This window comes from Aminobacter sp. Piv2-1, assembly GCF_037625995.1.
Classification (GTDB): domain Bacteria; phylum Pseudomonadota; class Alphaproteobacteria; order Rhizobiales; family Rhizobiaceae; genus Aminobacter.
The window spans coordinates 25137-38780 of the sequence record NZ_JARKMU010000006.1; the positions used below are offsets into that span (position 1 = coordinate 25137).

Below are 13644 nucleotides of genomic sequence, written 5' to 3' on the forward strand. Positions count from 1 at the left end.
ATTACTGCGGCAGCGAGGAGACCTCCTGGTCCCATTTGGCAAGCAGCCGCTTGCGCTCCTCGCTCGAGCCGTACTTCTTGAAGTCGTAGTCGATCAGCTTGATCGTCGACAGGTCCGGCGTCAGTTCCGACACCGTCGCCGACTTGTTCGACGGCAGCTGGAACGACTTGGCCTCCTTGGCCTTGCTCTGCATCTCGGCCGACAGCGCCCAGTCGTAGAACTGCTTGGCCTCGTCGGGGTTGCGCGCCCCCTTGATCAGCGACATCGAGCCGATCTCGTAGCCGGTGCCCTCGCACGGCGCCACCGTCACGATCGGGAAGCCCGCCGCGGTCTGCGCCACCGCGTCATGCATGAACACGATGCCGATGGTCGTCTCGCCTAGGCCGGCCGCCTTGATCGGCGCCGAGCCCGACTTGGTGTACTGGTTGATGTTCTTGTGCAGGGCCTTCATGTAGTCGAAGCCCTTGTCCTCGCCCATCAGCTGCACCATCGTGGCGAGCGTCGTATAGGCGGTGCCCGACGAGTTCGGATTGGCGATCTGGATCTGGCCCTTGTATTCGGGCTTCACGAGATCGGCCCAGCACTTCGGCTCGGGCAGGCCGTTCTTGGCGAGCAGGTCCTTGTTATAGCCGAAGCCGAGCGCGCCCGAATAGACGCCGATGGTCTTGTTGCCGGCGGCTTCCGCCTGCTTGATCGCCCAGTCGTGCAGTTCGCCGCGCATCGGCGAGACATATTCCTCGGTCAGGCCTTCCTGGGCCGCCTGGAGATGCGGGTCGCCGGTGCCGCCCCACCACACGTCGCCCTTCGGGTTGCCCGCCTCGGCGCGCACCTGGGCGTAGGTCTCGCCCGAACTCTTGCGGGTCATGTCGACGGTGATTCCGGTCTTCTCCTCGAAGCCGGTCTTGATCTGCTGGCACCAGGCCTCGTCGGCGCTGCAATAGAGCGTCAGGCTCTTGGCCGCAGCCGGCCCGGCGCCGGCCGAAAGCACCGCGGCAAGCGCCGCCGAACACAAGAAGGCAGTCTTCATGTTTTGGTTCCCTCCATATTTTTCGCCGTCTAACGATCTTTCGCCGTTTTAGCCTGTTGCAGAGTGAGTGGTTTTTACGCATTTTGCAATCGTGTTCATCGCACTATCTTCGCTGTGATGAACCGGGGCCGACCGTAGTGCTACAGAATGCAGCAGCGGCCGGCCGCAAGGACGAAGAGAGGACAGTCGGGCGAAAATGCCTAAGGACAAGAAGACCCTCCGCAAGGCGACGAATGGCGAGCGCATCGTCCAGGTCGCTGCCATTCCGTTTCGGCTGAACGGGCACGGCGAGCTCGAGGTCATGCTTGTCACGTCGCGCGGCACGCGCCGCTTCATCGTGCCGAAGGGCTGGCCGATGAAAGGCAAGAGCGCTCGCCAGGCTGCCCTGATCGAGGCCCGCGAAGAGGCCGGCGTGCTGGGCAAGGCCTTGAAAAGGCCGGCCGGCAGCTATGGCTACTGGAAACGTCTCTCGACCAGCTTCGTCCATGTCGAGGTCACGGCCTACCTGATCGAGGTCGGCGAGGAACTCGACGCCTGGCAGGAGGCCGGCGCCCGCCAGCGCGCCTGGCTCACCCCGGCGGACGCGGCGATGCTGATCGACGAGCCGGAGCTGTCGACGCTGATCCGCAACCTCACGCCGGCCGACATCGTCCCACAGGTCGACGCCGCGGCCTAGCCGTCGATCGCCCTTGCATCGCCAGCCTGCAAGATCGTCATCGCGGCATTGCAGATGAGCCTGTCCGAATGTATCACGGTGCAGGCGTTGCACATTTGTGCAATGCCGGTGAACGGTTCGCCGACCGGTCCAAACTGGAGCCAACGATGTCCGAACTGAAGCCGGGCAGGTCCTTCGTCAGCGCACAGCAGGTCGCCGAGCTTGCCGGCGTGTCGCGCTCGGCCGTGTCCCGCACCTTCACCGACGGCGCCAGTGTTTCGGAATCGACCCGCAAGCGGGTTCTGGAGGCCGCCGACAAGCTCGGCTACCACGTCAACCATCTCGCCCGCAGCCTGATCCACGAGGACAGCGGCATCGTCTGCCTCATCGGCGCCGACATCAACACGCCCTATCATTCGCGCCTGCTCGACGCCATCACCCGGCGCCTGCAGGGGATCAACCGCGTCGCCATGGTCATCAACACCTCGGGCGACAGCGCCAGCGTCGAGGCGGCGCTGCGCCAGACGCTCAACTACCGCGCCAATGCCACGGTGGTGCTTTCCGGCACGCCGCCGGCATCGCTCATCAACACCTGCATCAACAGCGGCCAGCACGTCATCCTGATCAACCGCGACGACCATCTCGACGGCCCCGAGAACATCACCGTCGACAATGCCGCCGCCGCCCGCGAAGCCTTCCACATGCTGCATCGGGCCGGCTGCCGCCGCATCGCCGTAGTGTCGTCGCAGGCGGGAACGCCGAGCCTGGTTGCGCGTGAACGCGCCTTCGAGACGGCTGCGGGAGAGGCCGGCCTTTCGGTCAGCATCACGCGGGCCGGTCCTACCGGCTACGGCGCCGGCTTCGAGGCGGGACGGCTGCTGCTCAGCGGCTCCGACAGGCCGGAGGCGGCCTTCTGCGTCACGGACCTGCTCGCCTGCGGCTTCATGGACGCGGCACGGGTCGAGTTCGGCATGAACGTGCCGGCGGAACTCTGCGTCGTCGGCTTCGACGACATCGAGCAGGCCGGCTGGGCGTCATACCAGCTGACCACCTTCCGCCAGCCGATCGACCAGGTCGCCGATCACATCACCAGGCTGCTCGACGGCGACGATGCCGCCCGCGGCGGCGGCAGGGTCTGCTTTCACGCCGACCCGGTCTGGCGCCGCACCGTGCGCCCCAAGTGACCCTTCGCGGTCACCTCGCCGGTCGAAAGATCGACCGAGAAGTCGCGTGACGGCGCGCTCGCCAGCCAGTCGACCAGCATCCGCATGAACGAAGCCAGCCTGTCCTGCAGGCAGCCGGCCGGCCACGCGCCGGCGGCGAAACGCGCGGCGAGATGCCGATAGGCGGCGAGGCGTTCGGGCGCGATGAAGTCGAGCCCCACTTCGCGGCCCTTGCGCAGCCTGTACCAGTCGACCACCATTTCGAAGAACGGCAGGCCGCGCCAGCCGGCAGTGCCCTCCCCGACCGAGGCCAGCATTCGCCGGGCGTCGCCCACCGTCAGCGGCGCCGCCTCCCCCGCAAGCCGCTCGAGGTCGCCGAGGCTGAGCTGCGGCACGAGCGCGGCGAGGTCCCCAGGCCATTCCTTGGGCAGGTAGCGGTGCCGCACCATCTCGGCGAGGTGCCGGCTCAGGAAGTCGGCGTGGTTTGCCGCCGAAGTCACCGCGGCGGACGTTGCCTCGCGCGCCGCCTCGACGCGATAGAGAGGGAAGGCCGCGTCATGGCCCGGCACGTCGGCGACGACCACCGTCTCGACGTCCAGCCGCTCGTCGCCGATCTCGACGATCTTGTAGGCGGGCGGAAAGCCCACCATCGACGGCACCGCGATGTTGACCAGCCAGTCGTCGCCGTCGCGGAAGACGGCCGTGTCGTTGATGTGCAGATGGCCGCTGAAATGCACCCTGATGCCGGTTTCGGCCGCGGCCTTCGACACCTCCGGCCGCGGCGTGCGGCGCAGGAAGCTGGTGTCGTTGAGCAACCGCGCCTCGTCTGCCCATGTGCCGTTGAGTGGATCGATGATGGGGTAGTGCGAGAACGTGATCAGCTGCTTGCCCTGAGCCTCGGCGCGCGCGGCAACGTCCTTCATCCAGTCGAGCACGAAACCCTTGTTGCGCGGCATCGAGTTCCAGCCGGCATCGGTGCTGTCGTGGTAGCTCTTCTCTCCCGCCGGATCGAGATCACCGTTCTTCGGCTCGAACACATTGGCGTCGATGGAGAGCAGCCACAGACCCTCCACCGGTTCGACCAGGAAGGAGGCGTCGACCATCCGCCTCGCGGTCCGTCCGTCGGCCGAGGCGATCTCGAAGGTCCGCGCCTCGAGGGCGTCGTCATGCCCGAACGGGCACTCCCAGTGCAGGTCGCCCTCGCTGCGGAAGAAGCCGTACGTCCCCATCGCCGGGATCGCCGTGCCGTAGCCGCCGCAATACATCTCGTTCGAAACAATGCGCTCGGCAGAGCCGCCCTGCTCCATGTCCGGGTCGCTGGTCACCAGCGTGTGCGAGCCGTCGGCGTTGAGGAAGCGCTTGCTCTGGTGCCGGCCGTGGATGGCGTAGAGGTCGTGATTGCCGGGCGTCGCCACGAAGCGCAGGCCGAAGCGGCGCGAATAGTCGGCCAAGAGTGCCGTCGCCGCCGCCATGGTCGACGCCTGCCCGTCGTCGGTGAGGTCGCCCGCGACCACCACCAGCGAAATGCCGCGCCGGACGATGTCGTCGAGCAACGCGCGGGCGGCATGGAAGCTTTCGTTGAACACGCGTGTCGAGGCGTTGGTGTCGGCCAGCGTGCGCACCGCCACCCGGTCGCCTCGCCCGACGCCCTGGCGGTTGTCGATGTCATGGAAATGCGGGTCGGCGATGACGGCAATCTTCATGTCATTCTCGCTTGCGCGACGGCCGGGCCGTCAGTCGTTTGCGGCCATCGCTGGCACCGGCGCCGGCGGCAACCCCTTGTCGATCATCGCGATCCACCGGCGCGCCTTGCGGGCGGCCTCGATCAGCATCGGCTTTGGCGCCTCGAACCACTCGTCGCAACGCAGCTCCCGCTGGGTGCGCACATGGTCGAGCGCATCGTCGAGCGTCGGGAACTTCTCCGGCATCTCGACATGCAGGAACAGCGCCACCAGCGTCACCGAACGGCTGCGGCCACCGCGGCAATTGACCAGCACGTTGCCCTTCTCGCGCCGGCGATAGGTGCGCTTGTCCGGCAGTTCCTGGCTGAACGCCCCGCGCAAGAGGTAGAAGCCCGACAGCATCATGGTCTCGGGATTGCCGTGCCCGTCGATCAGGCCGAGCTTGTAGTAGCGCACCGCGCCGACGCCGTAGATGGCGTCAGCCCCCTCGCCCTCGTCGAACCGCTCGGTGGCATAGTTGAAGTCGAGATTAACCGCGCAATTCACCACCGTGGTGATGTTCCTTTGCGCGAGAGCCGCCAGGTCGCCCGCCCCTTCCATGCCGCCGACATAGATGTCGACGCCGTAGCCGGCGATGTCGCGCTCGATCAGGCTGAGCGCCGGCCGCTCGTGGCGAGGGCTGGTCATGTCCATGGTCGTCCCCGTTCAGGCGTCAGCGCGTTTCCAGCGCAATGCCGGTCGCTTCGCTCATGCCGGCCGCGACGCCGGGCGCCGCCGCCAGCACCGCGCCCCCGTTTGCAAGGCCATCGATCGCGAGATACGGCCCGACCACGCCGCCGGCCTCCTTCACCATCAGCAGGCCCGCGAGGCAATCCCAGGGGTTCATGTGCAGTTCGGCATAGGCGTCGGAGCGACCGTCGGCGACATAGGCGAGGCCCAGCGCGCCCGAAGCGCCGCGGCGCACATTCGCGCCCCGGCCGAGAATGTTCAACAGCACTTCGAGGTAGCGTGCGTTGGACATGCGGTTCGACCAGCCGAATTCGACGCAGGCAGCGTTGAAATCCGTCGTCCTGGCCACGGCGATCGGCTTGCCGTTGCGGGTCGCGCCCTGGCCCCGCCGGACGAAATAGAACTCGTCGAGGGCGGGATTGTAGATAGCGCCGAGTTCGGTCTCGCCATTGCTGACGAAGGCTATGGCGATACAGAAATGCGGGATGTCGCGGGCGAAATTGGCCGTGCCGTCGATCGGATCGACCACCCAGATGTCGGACTTGAGCGCCCCGCCCGTCTCCTCGCCGAGGAAACCGTCCTCGGGAAACGCCTCGGCGATGCGCGCCTTGAGGTGCCTTTCGACCGCGGCATCGGTTTCGGTGAGAAAATCCTGCGGCCCCTTCATGCCGAAGCCGGGAAGCCGGTTCCTGAAGCCGTCGAGGGCCACCGCCCCGGCCGAACGGGCGATCTCGCGGCAGAAGGCGGCGCGCCGGTCGAGTTCGGCTGCGATGGCTGGCTTCGGGGCGCTGGCGTGAACGGTCATGTCAATGCTCATCGGTAATTCCTGCGATCAGATTGCACACGCGTGCAAATTCGTCAACGCCAAGGATTGAATAATCTTTTCCGGCTTCGAAGTCTCCGCGAAAGGGCGAAGCCAACGCTGGGTGATGCACAGCCGTGCCGCACCCTCACGGCTTGCCTCCGGCGACCGACAGCTTCGGCCGCCCAGCCGCTGCGGCGTCCCGCCTGTCGGAGATATCGTACGCCACGCGCATCAGGGTCGGATAGTCCGCCCCCGCACCGAGAGCCACATAGCCCGGGCACATGAAGTCGCGCGCCTCCGTCCCCACCTTGCCGAGGGTCAGGGGCCGGTAGGCGCCCTGCGCCTGACGCAGGATGAGGATCGCGGCCGCCACGTCCCAGGCGTTGACGCCGAAGCCGGCGGCGGCGTCCACCCAGCCGGCAGCGACATGGCAGATGCTGAGCGCGGCACTGCCGGGTCGCCTGAGCGCCGAGAATGTCTCGACCAGCTTGCCGAAATGCGCCAGCGCCCGCTCGCGCCCGTCGAGCCTGAGGTCGCGCGCCACCGGATAGCCGGTGATCAGCGTCGCATGCCTTTCGTCGGCTACCGAGCGCGACCTGAGCGGCGCGCCGTTCAGCCAGGCGCCGGAAAGATCGGCCGAGAACATCAGCTCGGCGACCGGATCATAGACCGCGCCGGCGACGACCTCGCCGTCGATCACCGCTCCCACCGACACGCACCAGAAGGCAAGCCCGCGGGCGAAGTTGGCCGTGCCGTCGATGGGATCGACATACCAGTGCACGCGGCCCGCGCCGCTGGCCCCGTCCTCCTCGCCGAGCACTGCCGAGTCCGGCACCCGGTCTAAGATGAAGGCGCGGATCGCGACCTCCGACTCCTTGTCGTGCATGGTCACCACGTCGTGCAGGTCGACCTTGTAGCCGACGGCGATGTTCGAGCGGAACGCGTCCAGGAGCGGCACCCGCACCAGCTTCGCCGCCTGCTCGGCGACCTCGCGCAACTGCCTCGATTCGGCGACGCCGGTCATGCCGCGATCCCGCGCATCGCCTGGGCAAACAGGGCGAGCAGACCCACCGGGTCGGCCACGACGGCATCCGGCTCGAGCTTGAGCTCATAGGGCAAGTCGTAGGTTCCCTTGTCTTCCATCAGGACGTTGCCGCCGACGCCCGCACGGTGGCCGCACAGCACGTCGCGGTCGAAATTGTCGCCGACATACCAGGCTTCGGATGCCTCGATGCCGAGCGCTCGCGTCGCGAGCCAGATCATCTCGGGGTTCGGCTTGCGCACCTTCACCTCGTCGCTGTGGATGACGACAGCGAAACGCCCGGCCAGGCCGTGGGCGTCGAGGAAGTCGATATGCACCTTGCCGCACAGCGCGTTGCTGACGATGCCGACCGGAACGCCGGCCGCATCGGCCGCGTCGAGCAGCTCGAGCGTGCCGTTGCGAAGCACGCGCCTGCTCTTCCAGCTGCCCATCTTGTGGCAGAGGTCGTAGGCCTCGGCCACGACGCAGTCCCGCGCCGGCTTCGGCCAGTCGCCGGCGACGAAGTCGCCCCAGAACTCCTCGTGGCGCAGTTCGCGCGGAGAATATGGCCGCGACATCGCATCCTTCCAGTGCGAGTCGGCAATGCCGCCCGCCTTGATGTCGTCTGCGATCTGCTCGACCGCAAGCTCGGGCGCGGCCACGCCTGCCTGATCGAGCAATGCACGCACATGGGCCGCAAGCCGTACCTGCCAGCCAGGCACGGGCGTCGTCGCCACCACCACGCCGCCGAAATCGAGCAGCAGTGCCTTGGGCGCCGCGAGTTTGCGTGCCGGGGTTGCGGTCATGCGAAGGTCTCCATGTCAGTCCGGAGGAAAAAAGCGGGACGGAGCCGAAGGAGAGAAGGCCCCGTCCCTAGCCCACCGGGAAAGCTATTTCTTGTAGGAAACGCGCCAGAGGTCCTGCCAATCCTGGCGCGCGTCCCAATCTTCCAGTGCCGTCGCGGCGTCGTACTGCTGCAGCCTGTCCAGCACCTTGGCGATGCCCGACGGCTCATCCGCCGGCAGGCCGATGTCGGGGTTGGTCGGCAGCTTGCCGTCCTTGACCTGCGGCGCGATGCCCTCCTCGGTCAGGATGTAGCGGATGAACAGCTTCGCCGCGTTCGGGCTCTTGGTGCCGGTGGCGATCAGCCCGAGCTTGACGTAGGTCCAGCCCGGCCACGGCAGCATGTTCTCGCACAGGCCGAGCTTGTAGCCCTTGTCGGCGTTGTCGCGGAACTTGGCCGAGCTCATCAGCCCGAAGAACGGCTCCTTCTGGCCGGGCGCACCCACGGCTTCCGAGATCGCGTCGTCGGCGTCCGCAAGCAGCGGCGAATTGCCGGCAAAGGCCTTCACCCAGGCTGCCATCGCGCTGCCTTCGCCGACGTCGATGTCCTTGCCGAAATTCGCCTTGTAGGCTTCCTTCATCTTGGCGTCGTCATGCGTCGCGGTCTGGTTGAACCAGTCGGGATAGGTGCCCTTCGACAGCGGGTCGTAGAAGGCGACCTTGCCCTTCCATTTCGGCTCGGTCAGCTCCCACAGGTTCTTCACCGGGCAGGAATCGTAGACTTCCGTGTTGTAGGCCCAGATGGCCGCATTGGTGGTGACCGCCAGCGGGTCCTGGAACTTCGCCGGGATCTTGCCGGCCATGTCCGGCGGCAGCCAGCTCTCGACGAATTTCTGCGGCAGAAGCTGCGCCAGGCCCGCCGGCGCGTCGGTGATCAGCACCACGTCGCCCTTGACGTTCTTGGCCTGCCCCTCGCGCACGATCATCTCGAGCTGGGCGCTGGCCGAAACCTTGATGCCGGTCGCCTGCACGCCGTACTTCTTGGTGAAGTTCTCGGCCATCTCGACGATCTTGCCAGTGCTGTCGTAGACATTGATCGGCGCTTCCTTCTTCGCCGCCGCCACCAGCGCGTCGAGGTCGAAGGCCTGGGTCCGCGCAGGCGACGTCGACATCGCCAGCGCGGCCATGATGCCGGCCAGCGCGGTGGCCGCTAATGCACTGTTCCTGCTCGTTCCAAACGCCGGTTTCATCGTTCCCTCCCGTAAAAATCCGGCTGAAACGCGCCCGGCGGAACTGCCGGGCGCGGCAATGGCAAGCACTATTTCTTGTAGTTGACGCGCCAGAGGTCCTGCCAATCCTGGCGCGCGTCCCAGTCGTCCTGGGCCGTCGCCGAATCGTAGGCGAAGATCTGATCGAGCGCCTTGCCGATGCCCGACGGCTCGTCGTCCGGCAGCTTGGCATCGGTGTTGGTCGACATCTTGCCGTCCGCCGCCTGCGGGGCGATGCCTTCCTCGGTCATCAGATAGTGGATGAACAGCTTCGCCGCGTTCGGGCTGTCGGTGCCCTTGGCGATGAAGCCGAGGCTCGGATACATCCAGCCCGCAAAGGGCTTGAGCCCCGTGCAGAGCCCGAGCTTTGAGCCGACGTCCTTGTTGTTGCGGAACTTGGCCGAGCTGATCAGGCCGACGAACTGCTCCTTCTGGTCGGGCGCGCCGACCGCCTGCGCGGCCGCCTCGTCGGCGTCGGTGAGCAGCGGGCCGTTGGCCGCCAGCGCCTTGACCCAGGCGGCGGTGGCGCCTTCCTCGTCGGTCACGAGATCCTTGCCGTAGTGCTCCTTGTAGGCGGCGGCCACCTTGTCGTCGGCATTGGTCGCCATCTGGTTGAACCAGTCGACATAGGACGCCTTGTTGAGCGGGTCCTGCATGGCGACCTTGCCCTTCCACTTGGCCTCCGTCAGCTCCCAGATGTTCTTCACCGGGCAGCTCTCGTTGAGCTGGGTGTTGTAGGCGAAGACGTTGGCCTCGTTGGAGACGGTGAGCGGGTTCTGGTACTTGGCCGGGATCTTGTCGGCGAGATCCGGCGGCAGCCAGCTCTCGACGAAGCCCTGCGGCACCAGCTGCGCCACGCCCGCCGGCACGTCGCTGATCTGGATCACGTCGCCCTGCACGTTCTTGGCCTGGCCCTCGCGGATCACCATTTCGAGCTGGGCCGCGGCGTTCGCCTTGGTGCCGGTCGCCTGGATGCCGTACTTCTTGGTGAAGGCCTCGGCCTGCTTCACGATCTTGCCGGTGCTCGAATAGACGTTGATCGGCGGCTCCTTCTTTGCCGCCTCGATCAGCGCGTTGAGGTCGAACTTCTCCTGCGCGGCTGCCGCCGTCGCGAACAAGCCCGCGACGGCCAGCGCGGACGCCGCCATCAGCCTTCTCGTCTTCTTGTCCAACGATCCAGTCATGCTTTCCTCCCTGTGGCGGGCAGCATTCGCTGCCCTGGTTTCCCGTCTGCCTTTGTCTTGCGCGCAGCTGCCCGCGCGCGTCCTCCTCAATGAACCTTCGCCGGCCTGAGCAGCCGATCGGCGGCATCCGAGCGATTGCCCGCCGCGTCGAACACATGCAGCGCCTTCGGCTTCACCCAGAAGGTCGTCGCCTCGCCCACCTCGACCTCGGGCGACTGGTGCGTGGTCAAGAACAGCTTTTCGCCGGCGGCGGTCAGCTCGATGATCCAGCTGCCGCCGGTCGGCAGGATGCCGGTCACCTCGGCGGGGCCGGAGAAAGCGCCATCCGGCACCTCCCCCGCTTCGGCCGCGAGCCGGATCGCCTCGGGGCGGATGCCCACCGAACCGGCGTCGCGCAACTCGCCGTAGCGCTCGCCGAAGAACCTGCCGGCAAGGCGCGACACCTCGGACGTGCCGTTGCCGAGCTCGACGATGTTGATCGGCGGATTGCCGACGAACTGAGCGACGAAGCGGTTGGACGGCCGGTCGTAGATGTCGTTGGGCGTGCCGACCTGCTGCAGCTGACCCTCGCTCATCACCGCGATGGTGGTGGCGAGCGTCATCGCCTCCCACTGGTCGTGGGTGACGAACACGATCGTCGTCTTGAACTCGCGGTGCAGGCGCTTGAGTTCGGCGCGCATCTCGAGCCGGAGTGCGGCGTCGAGGTTGGACAGCGGCTCGTCGAGCAGAAGCACCTCCGGATTGACCGCCAGCATGCGGGCCAGCGCCACGCGCTGCTGCTGGCCGCCCGAGAGCTGCGAGGGATAGCGGTCGCGGTACTTCTCGATGCCGAGCGTCTTCATCACCTGGTCGACGCGCTGCTCGCGCTCGGCCTTCGGCATCTTGCGCAGGCGCAGGCCGAAATCGGTGTTGCGCTCGATGGTGAGGTGCGGCCACAGCGCGTAGCTCTGGAACACCAGCCCCATCTCGCGCTTCTCCGGCGGCACGAACACGCCCTCGGTCACCGAATCGACCACCCGCGCCCCGATCCTGATCTCGCCGGCCGTCAGGTGCTCCAGCCCCGCGATCATCCGCAGCGTCGTGGTCTTGCCGCAGCCCGACGGCCCGAGCAGGCACATGAACTCGCCGTCGCCGATCTCGAGGTCGAGGTCGGCCACCGCATTGGCGGCGTTCGCCCCGTAGTTCTTCTCGACGCCGTTCAGGTTGATCTTCGGCATGTCAGTTCCCCAGTCCTTGGGCGAGATTGGTCTTGGTCAGCTTCTGGCCGAGCAGCGCGCCGAAATAGGCGAGGCCGGCGATGATCAGCACGACGGCGTTGGCGGCCTGCGTGTAGTTGTAGTCGACCAGCCTGAGCGAATAGGTGGTCAGCACGTCGGTCGACGGCACCGCCAGCACCACGAACAGGCTGAGCCCCTTGATGCCGGAGATGAAGGGCAGCAGCACACCGGTGGTCAGCGATCCCTTCTGGATCGGGATGACGATCGAGGTCATGCGGCGGAACCAGCCGGCGCCGGCGATCTGGGCTGCCTCCTCCGGCTCCTTGCCGAGCTGCATCATGGCGGCGATGCCGGCACGCGAGGCATAGGGCATCTGGTCGGCGATCAGCGCCAGCATCAGGATCAGGGTGGTGCCGTAGAGCGCCGGGATCGGCCCGCGCGGCACGGCAAACAGCGACAGGTAGGCTGCCGCAAACGCGATGCCGGGCACCAGATAGGGCAGGAACGTCACCTGCCGCAGGAAGGTGCCGAGCGGCCTCACCGGCGTGCGCGCCACCACATAGCCCACCAGCAGTCCGAGCAGGCCTGAGACGAGGGAGGCCATGCCGACGATGCGCAGGCTGTTCCAGGCAGCGTTCCACAAATCGGGGCTGAGCAGGATGCCGGTCTGCAGCGCCACGGTGTTGAGGTCGGTGCCGATCCAGTAGTCGAGCGTGAAATTGTCGAAGGTGAACTTGGCCGGTACCCGCATCACCGTCGACAGCATCAGCGTCATCAGCGGCAGCCCGACGCTCAACAGGAACATCAGGGCGGCAAAGCCCGTCGCGGGCAGGCGCATGATGCCGAGCGGGCTCAGCCGGTTCATCGATCCCTTCGAGCCGATGGTGACGAAGCGGCGCGCCTCCTTCATCAGCCGTGCGTCGATGGTGATGGTGATGATACCGATCAGCATGATCGAGCCGGCGAGCACGGCGCCCACGCCGACCTGGCGCGAGGCGATGTTCTGGTAGAGCGAGGTCGCCAGCACGTCGAAATTGACCGGCAGGCCGAGCACATAGGGAACGCCGAACTCGCCGAGGCTCTTGGCGAAGATCAGCACCATCGCCGACATCAGCGACGGACGCATCAGTGGCATGATGATCTTGGTCGCGACCGTCAGCCGGCCGGCACCCAGGATGCGGGCGGAATCCTCGAGCTGCGAGTCGAACCGGCGCAGCGCATTGCCGAAGAGCAGGATGACGAAGGGCGAATAGTGCAGCGCCAGGATGGTGGTCACCGGCACCTGGCCATAGGCCAGCCAGTCCGGCGGCGCGAAGCCGAGCGATTCCAGCCAGCCGGGCTGGCCGCCGACGGTGCGGTTCTTGAACAGCGTCGTCCAGGCCAGTGCGAAGGTCCAGGCCGGCAGCATGTAGGGCACGATCAGCGCGGTGGCGAACCAGCGGCGGCCGAACATGTCGGTGCGGCTGAGCAGCCAGGCGAGCGTGCCGCCGACCAGCATGGACAGCGCGATCGCCCCCGCCGAGACGCTGAGCGTGTTGACCAGCGGCCCCCAGAACAGGTCGTAGGAGACGCGCGAGGCGAACACGCGCTCGAGGTAGTACCAGGTCAGCTCGCCGACATCCTGCTTGATGCGGCGCTCGTCGCCGAACTGGACGCGGGCCGCGTCCGACAGCATCGAGATGATCGGGACGACGATCAGATAGGCGAACAGGGCCGCCGCCAGGAAGCCGATGGTCGTCGTCGGTTCGCGCAGAGCCACCTTGAGCCTGTAGCGGAGGCGCTGCGTCCGGCTTGGCGCGGCAATCGACCGGCGGCGGGCGCTTACAGTGGCCGGGGCCGATGTCTCGGAAGTGCTCGCCACCGGCCTAGCCTCGCGACGGGCGGACGGAGCCGCGTTTGGTCGCAATGCGGCCGGCAGCCCGACAGGCGGCAAGCCCTTCCCGTGATGGCACGTACATGGTCCCCTCCTCTCGTGCGCTCGGGCTTCAGATCGCCCCCGCGATCGTCGCCCCTCGGCGCTCCGCCCCTCCTCGGGCGGCCGGCGCCTAGCCGCGCCTGTTGGCATATTCATTCCATTGCCGGCATGTCCGTGTCAATCGGGATTCGGCAA

Annotated in this window: 12 protein-coding genes; 2 read left to right on the plus strand and 10 right to left on the minus strand. The window is 66.9% G+C overall.

Annotation, left to right across the window (positions count from 1 at the left end; translation table 11 throughout):
* Position 1 precedes the first annotated feature (1 nt).
* Positions 2-1027 carry an ABC transporter substrate-binding protein gene (locus AmiPiv_RS12350; RefSeq protein WP_340037769.1) on the minus strand — a complete coding sequence of 342 codons (1026 nt, stop codon included), beginning with the start codon at positions 1025-1027 and terminating at the stop codon, positions 2-4.
* Between the two features lie 196 nt (positions 1028-1223).
* On the opposite strand from AmiPiv_RS12350, the gene AmiPiv_RS12355 reads away from it, so the two are divergent.
* Together AmiPiv_RS12355 and AmiPiv_RS12360 are read left to right on the plus strand one after the other, a co-directional pair.
* A complete protein-coding gene (locus AmiPiv_RS12355; protein WP_340037770.1) occupies positions 1224-1703 on the plus strand; it encodes an NUDIX hydrolase in 480 nt (159 codons plus the stop codon).
* A gap of 146 nt (positions 1704-1849) precedes the next feature.
* Entirely contained in the window at positions 1850-2866 is a 1017-nt protein-coding gene (locus AmiPiv_RS12360) for a LacI family DNA-binding transcriptional regulator (protein WP_340037771.1), read from the plus strand.
* On the opposite strand, the gene AmiPiv_RS12365 is transcribed toward AmiPiv_RS12360, so the two are convergent.
* From AmiPiv_RS12365 to AmiPiv_RS12405, 9 genes are all read right to left on the minus strand, one after another.
* Entirely contained in the window at positions 2824-4548 is a 1725-nt protein-coding gene (locus AmiPiv_RS12365; RefSeq protein ID WP_340037772.1) for a metallophosphoesterase family protein, read from the minus strand. The genes AmiPiv_RS12360 and AmiPiv_RS12365 overlap by 43 nt on opposite strands.
* Before the next feature lie 30 nt (positions 4549-4578).
* A complete protein-coding gene (locus AmiPiv_RS12370; protein ID WP_340038098.1) occupies positions 4579-5214 on the minus strand; it encodes a dual specificity protein phosphatase family protein in 636 nt (211 codons plus the stop codon).
* Positions 5215-5239: 25 nt separating this feature from the next.
* The gene (locus AmiPiv_RS12375) at positions 5240-6073 is read right to left on the minus strand and encodes an inositol monophosphatase family protein (RefSeq protein WP_445206953.1); all 834 of its coding nucleotides are present in this window, start codon (positions 6071-6073) and stop codon (positions 5240-5242) included.
* 133 nt (positions 6074-6206) lie between these two features.
* Entirely contained in the window at positions 6207-7085 is an 879-nt protein-coding gene (locus tag AmiPiv_RS12380) for an inositol monophosphatase family protein (RefSeq protein WP_340037773.1), read from the minus strand.
* A complete protein-coding gene (locus AmiPiv_RS12385; protein WP_340037774.1) occupies positions 7082-7888 on the minus strand; it encodes an HAD family hydrolase in 807 nt (268 codons plus the stop codon). The genes AmiPiv_RS12380 and AmiPiv_RS12385 overlap by 4 nt, the downstream gene beginning before the upstream one ends.
* 84 nt (positions 7889-7972) lie before the next feature.
* Positions 7973-9115, minus strand: coding sequence for an ABC transporter substrate-binding protein (locus AmiPiv_RS12390; protein ID WP_340037775.1), 1143 nt, complete (start codon positions 9113-9115; stop codon positions 7973-7975).
* A 68-nt stretch (positions 9116-9183) separates the two neighbouring features.
* Positions 9184-10317 carry an ABC transporter substrate-binding protein gene (locus AmiPiv_RS12395; RefSeq protein ID WP_445206954.1) on the minus strand — a complete coding sequence of 378 codons (1134 nt, stop codon included), beginning with the start codon at positions 10315-10317 and terminating at the stop codon, positions 9184-9186.
* Between the two features lie 86 nt (positions 10318-10403).
* A complete protein-coding gene (locus AmiPiv_RS12400; protein ID WP_340037776.1) occupies positions 10404-11534 on the minus strand; it encodes an ABC transporter ATP-binding protein in 1131 nt (376 codons plus the stop codon).
* A gap of 1 nt (position 11535) precedes the next feature.
* Complete coding sequence (locus tag AmiPiv_RS12405) at positions 11536-13395, minus strand: ABC transporter permease (protein WP_340037777.1); 1860 nt, start codon at positions 13393-13395, stop codon at positions 11536-11538.
* Between the last annotated feature and the right edge of the window lie 249 nt (positions 13396-13644).

Bases quoted from the DNA above. Each gene is read 5' to 3' on its own strand.
- AmiPiv_RS12360 (WP_340037771.1), top strand. From the start codon at position 1,850: ATGTCCGAACTGAAGCCGGGCAGGTCCTTCGTCAGCGCACAGCAGGTC.
- AmiPiv_RS12370 (WP_340038098.1), bottom strand. From the start codon at position 5,214: ATGACCAGCCCTCGCCACGAGCGGCCGGCGCTCAGCCTGATCGAGCGC.
- AmiPiv_RS12385 (WP_340037774.1), bottom strand. From the start codon at position 7,888: ATGACCGCAACCCCGGCACGCAAACTCGCGGCGCCCAAGGCACTGCTG.
- AmiPiv_RS12390 (WP_340037775.1), bottom strand. From the start codon at position 9,115: ATGAAACCGGCGTTTGGAACGAGCAGGAACAGTGCATTAGCGGCCACC.
- AmiPiv_RS12375 (WP_445206953.1), bottom strand. From the start codon at position 6,073: ATGAGCATTGACATGACCGTTCACGCCAGCGCCCCGAAGCCAGCCATC.
- AmiPiv_RS12355 (WP_340037770.1), top strand. From the start codon at position 1,224: ATGCCTAAGGACAAGAAGACCCTCCGCAAGGCGACGAATGGCGAGCGC.
- AmiPiv_RS12365 (WP_340037772.1), bottom strand. From the start codon at position 4,548: ATGAAGATTGCCGTCATCGCCGACCCGCATTTCCATGACATCGACAAC.
- AmiPiv_RS12395 (WP_445206954.1), bottom strand. From the start codon at position 10,317: ATGACTGGATCGTTGGACAAGAAGACGAGAAGGCTGATGGCGGCGTCC.
- AmiPiv_RS12400 (WP_340037776.1), bottom strand. From the start codon at position 11,534: ATGCCGAAGATCAACCTGAACGGCGTCGAGAAGAACTACGGGGCGAAC.
- AmiPiv_RS12380 (WP_340037773.1), bottom strand. From the start codon at position 7,085: ATGACCGGCGTCGCCGAATCGAGGCAGTTGCGCGAGGTCGCCGAGCAG.
- AmiPiv_RS12350 (WP_340037769.1), bottom strand. From the start codon at position 1,027: ATGAAGACTGCCTTCTTGTGTTCGGCGGCGCTTGCCGCGGTGCTTTCG.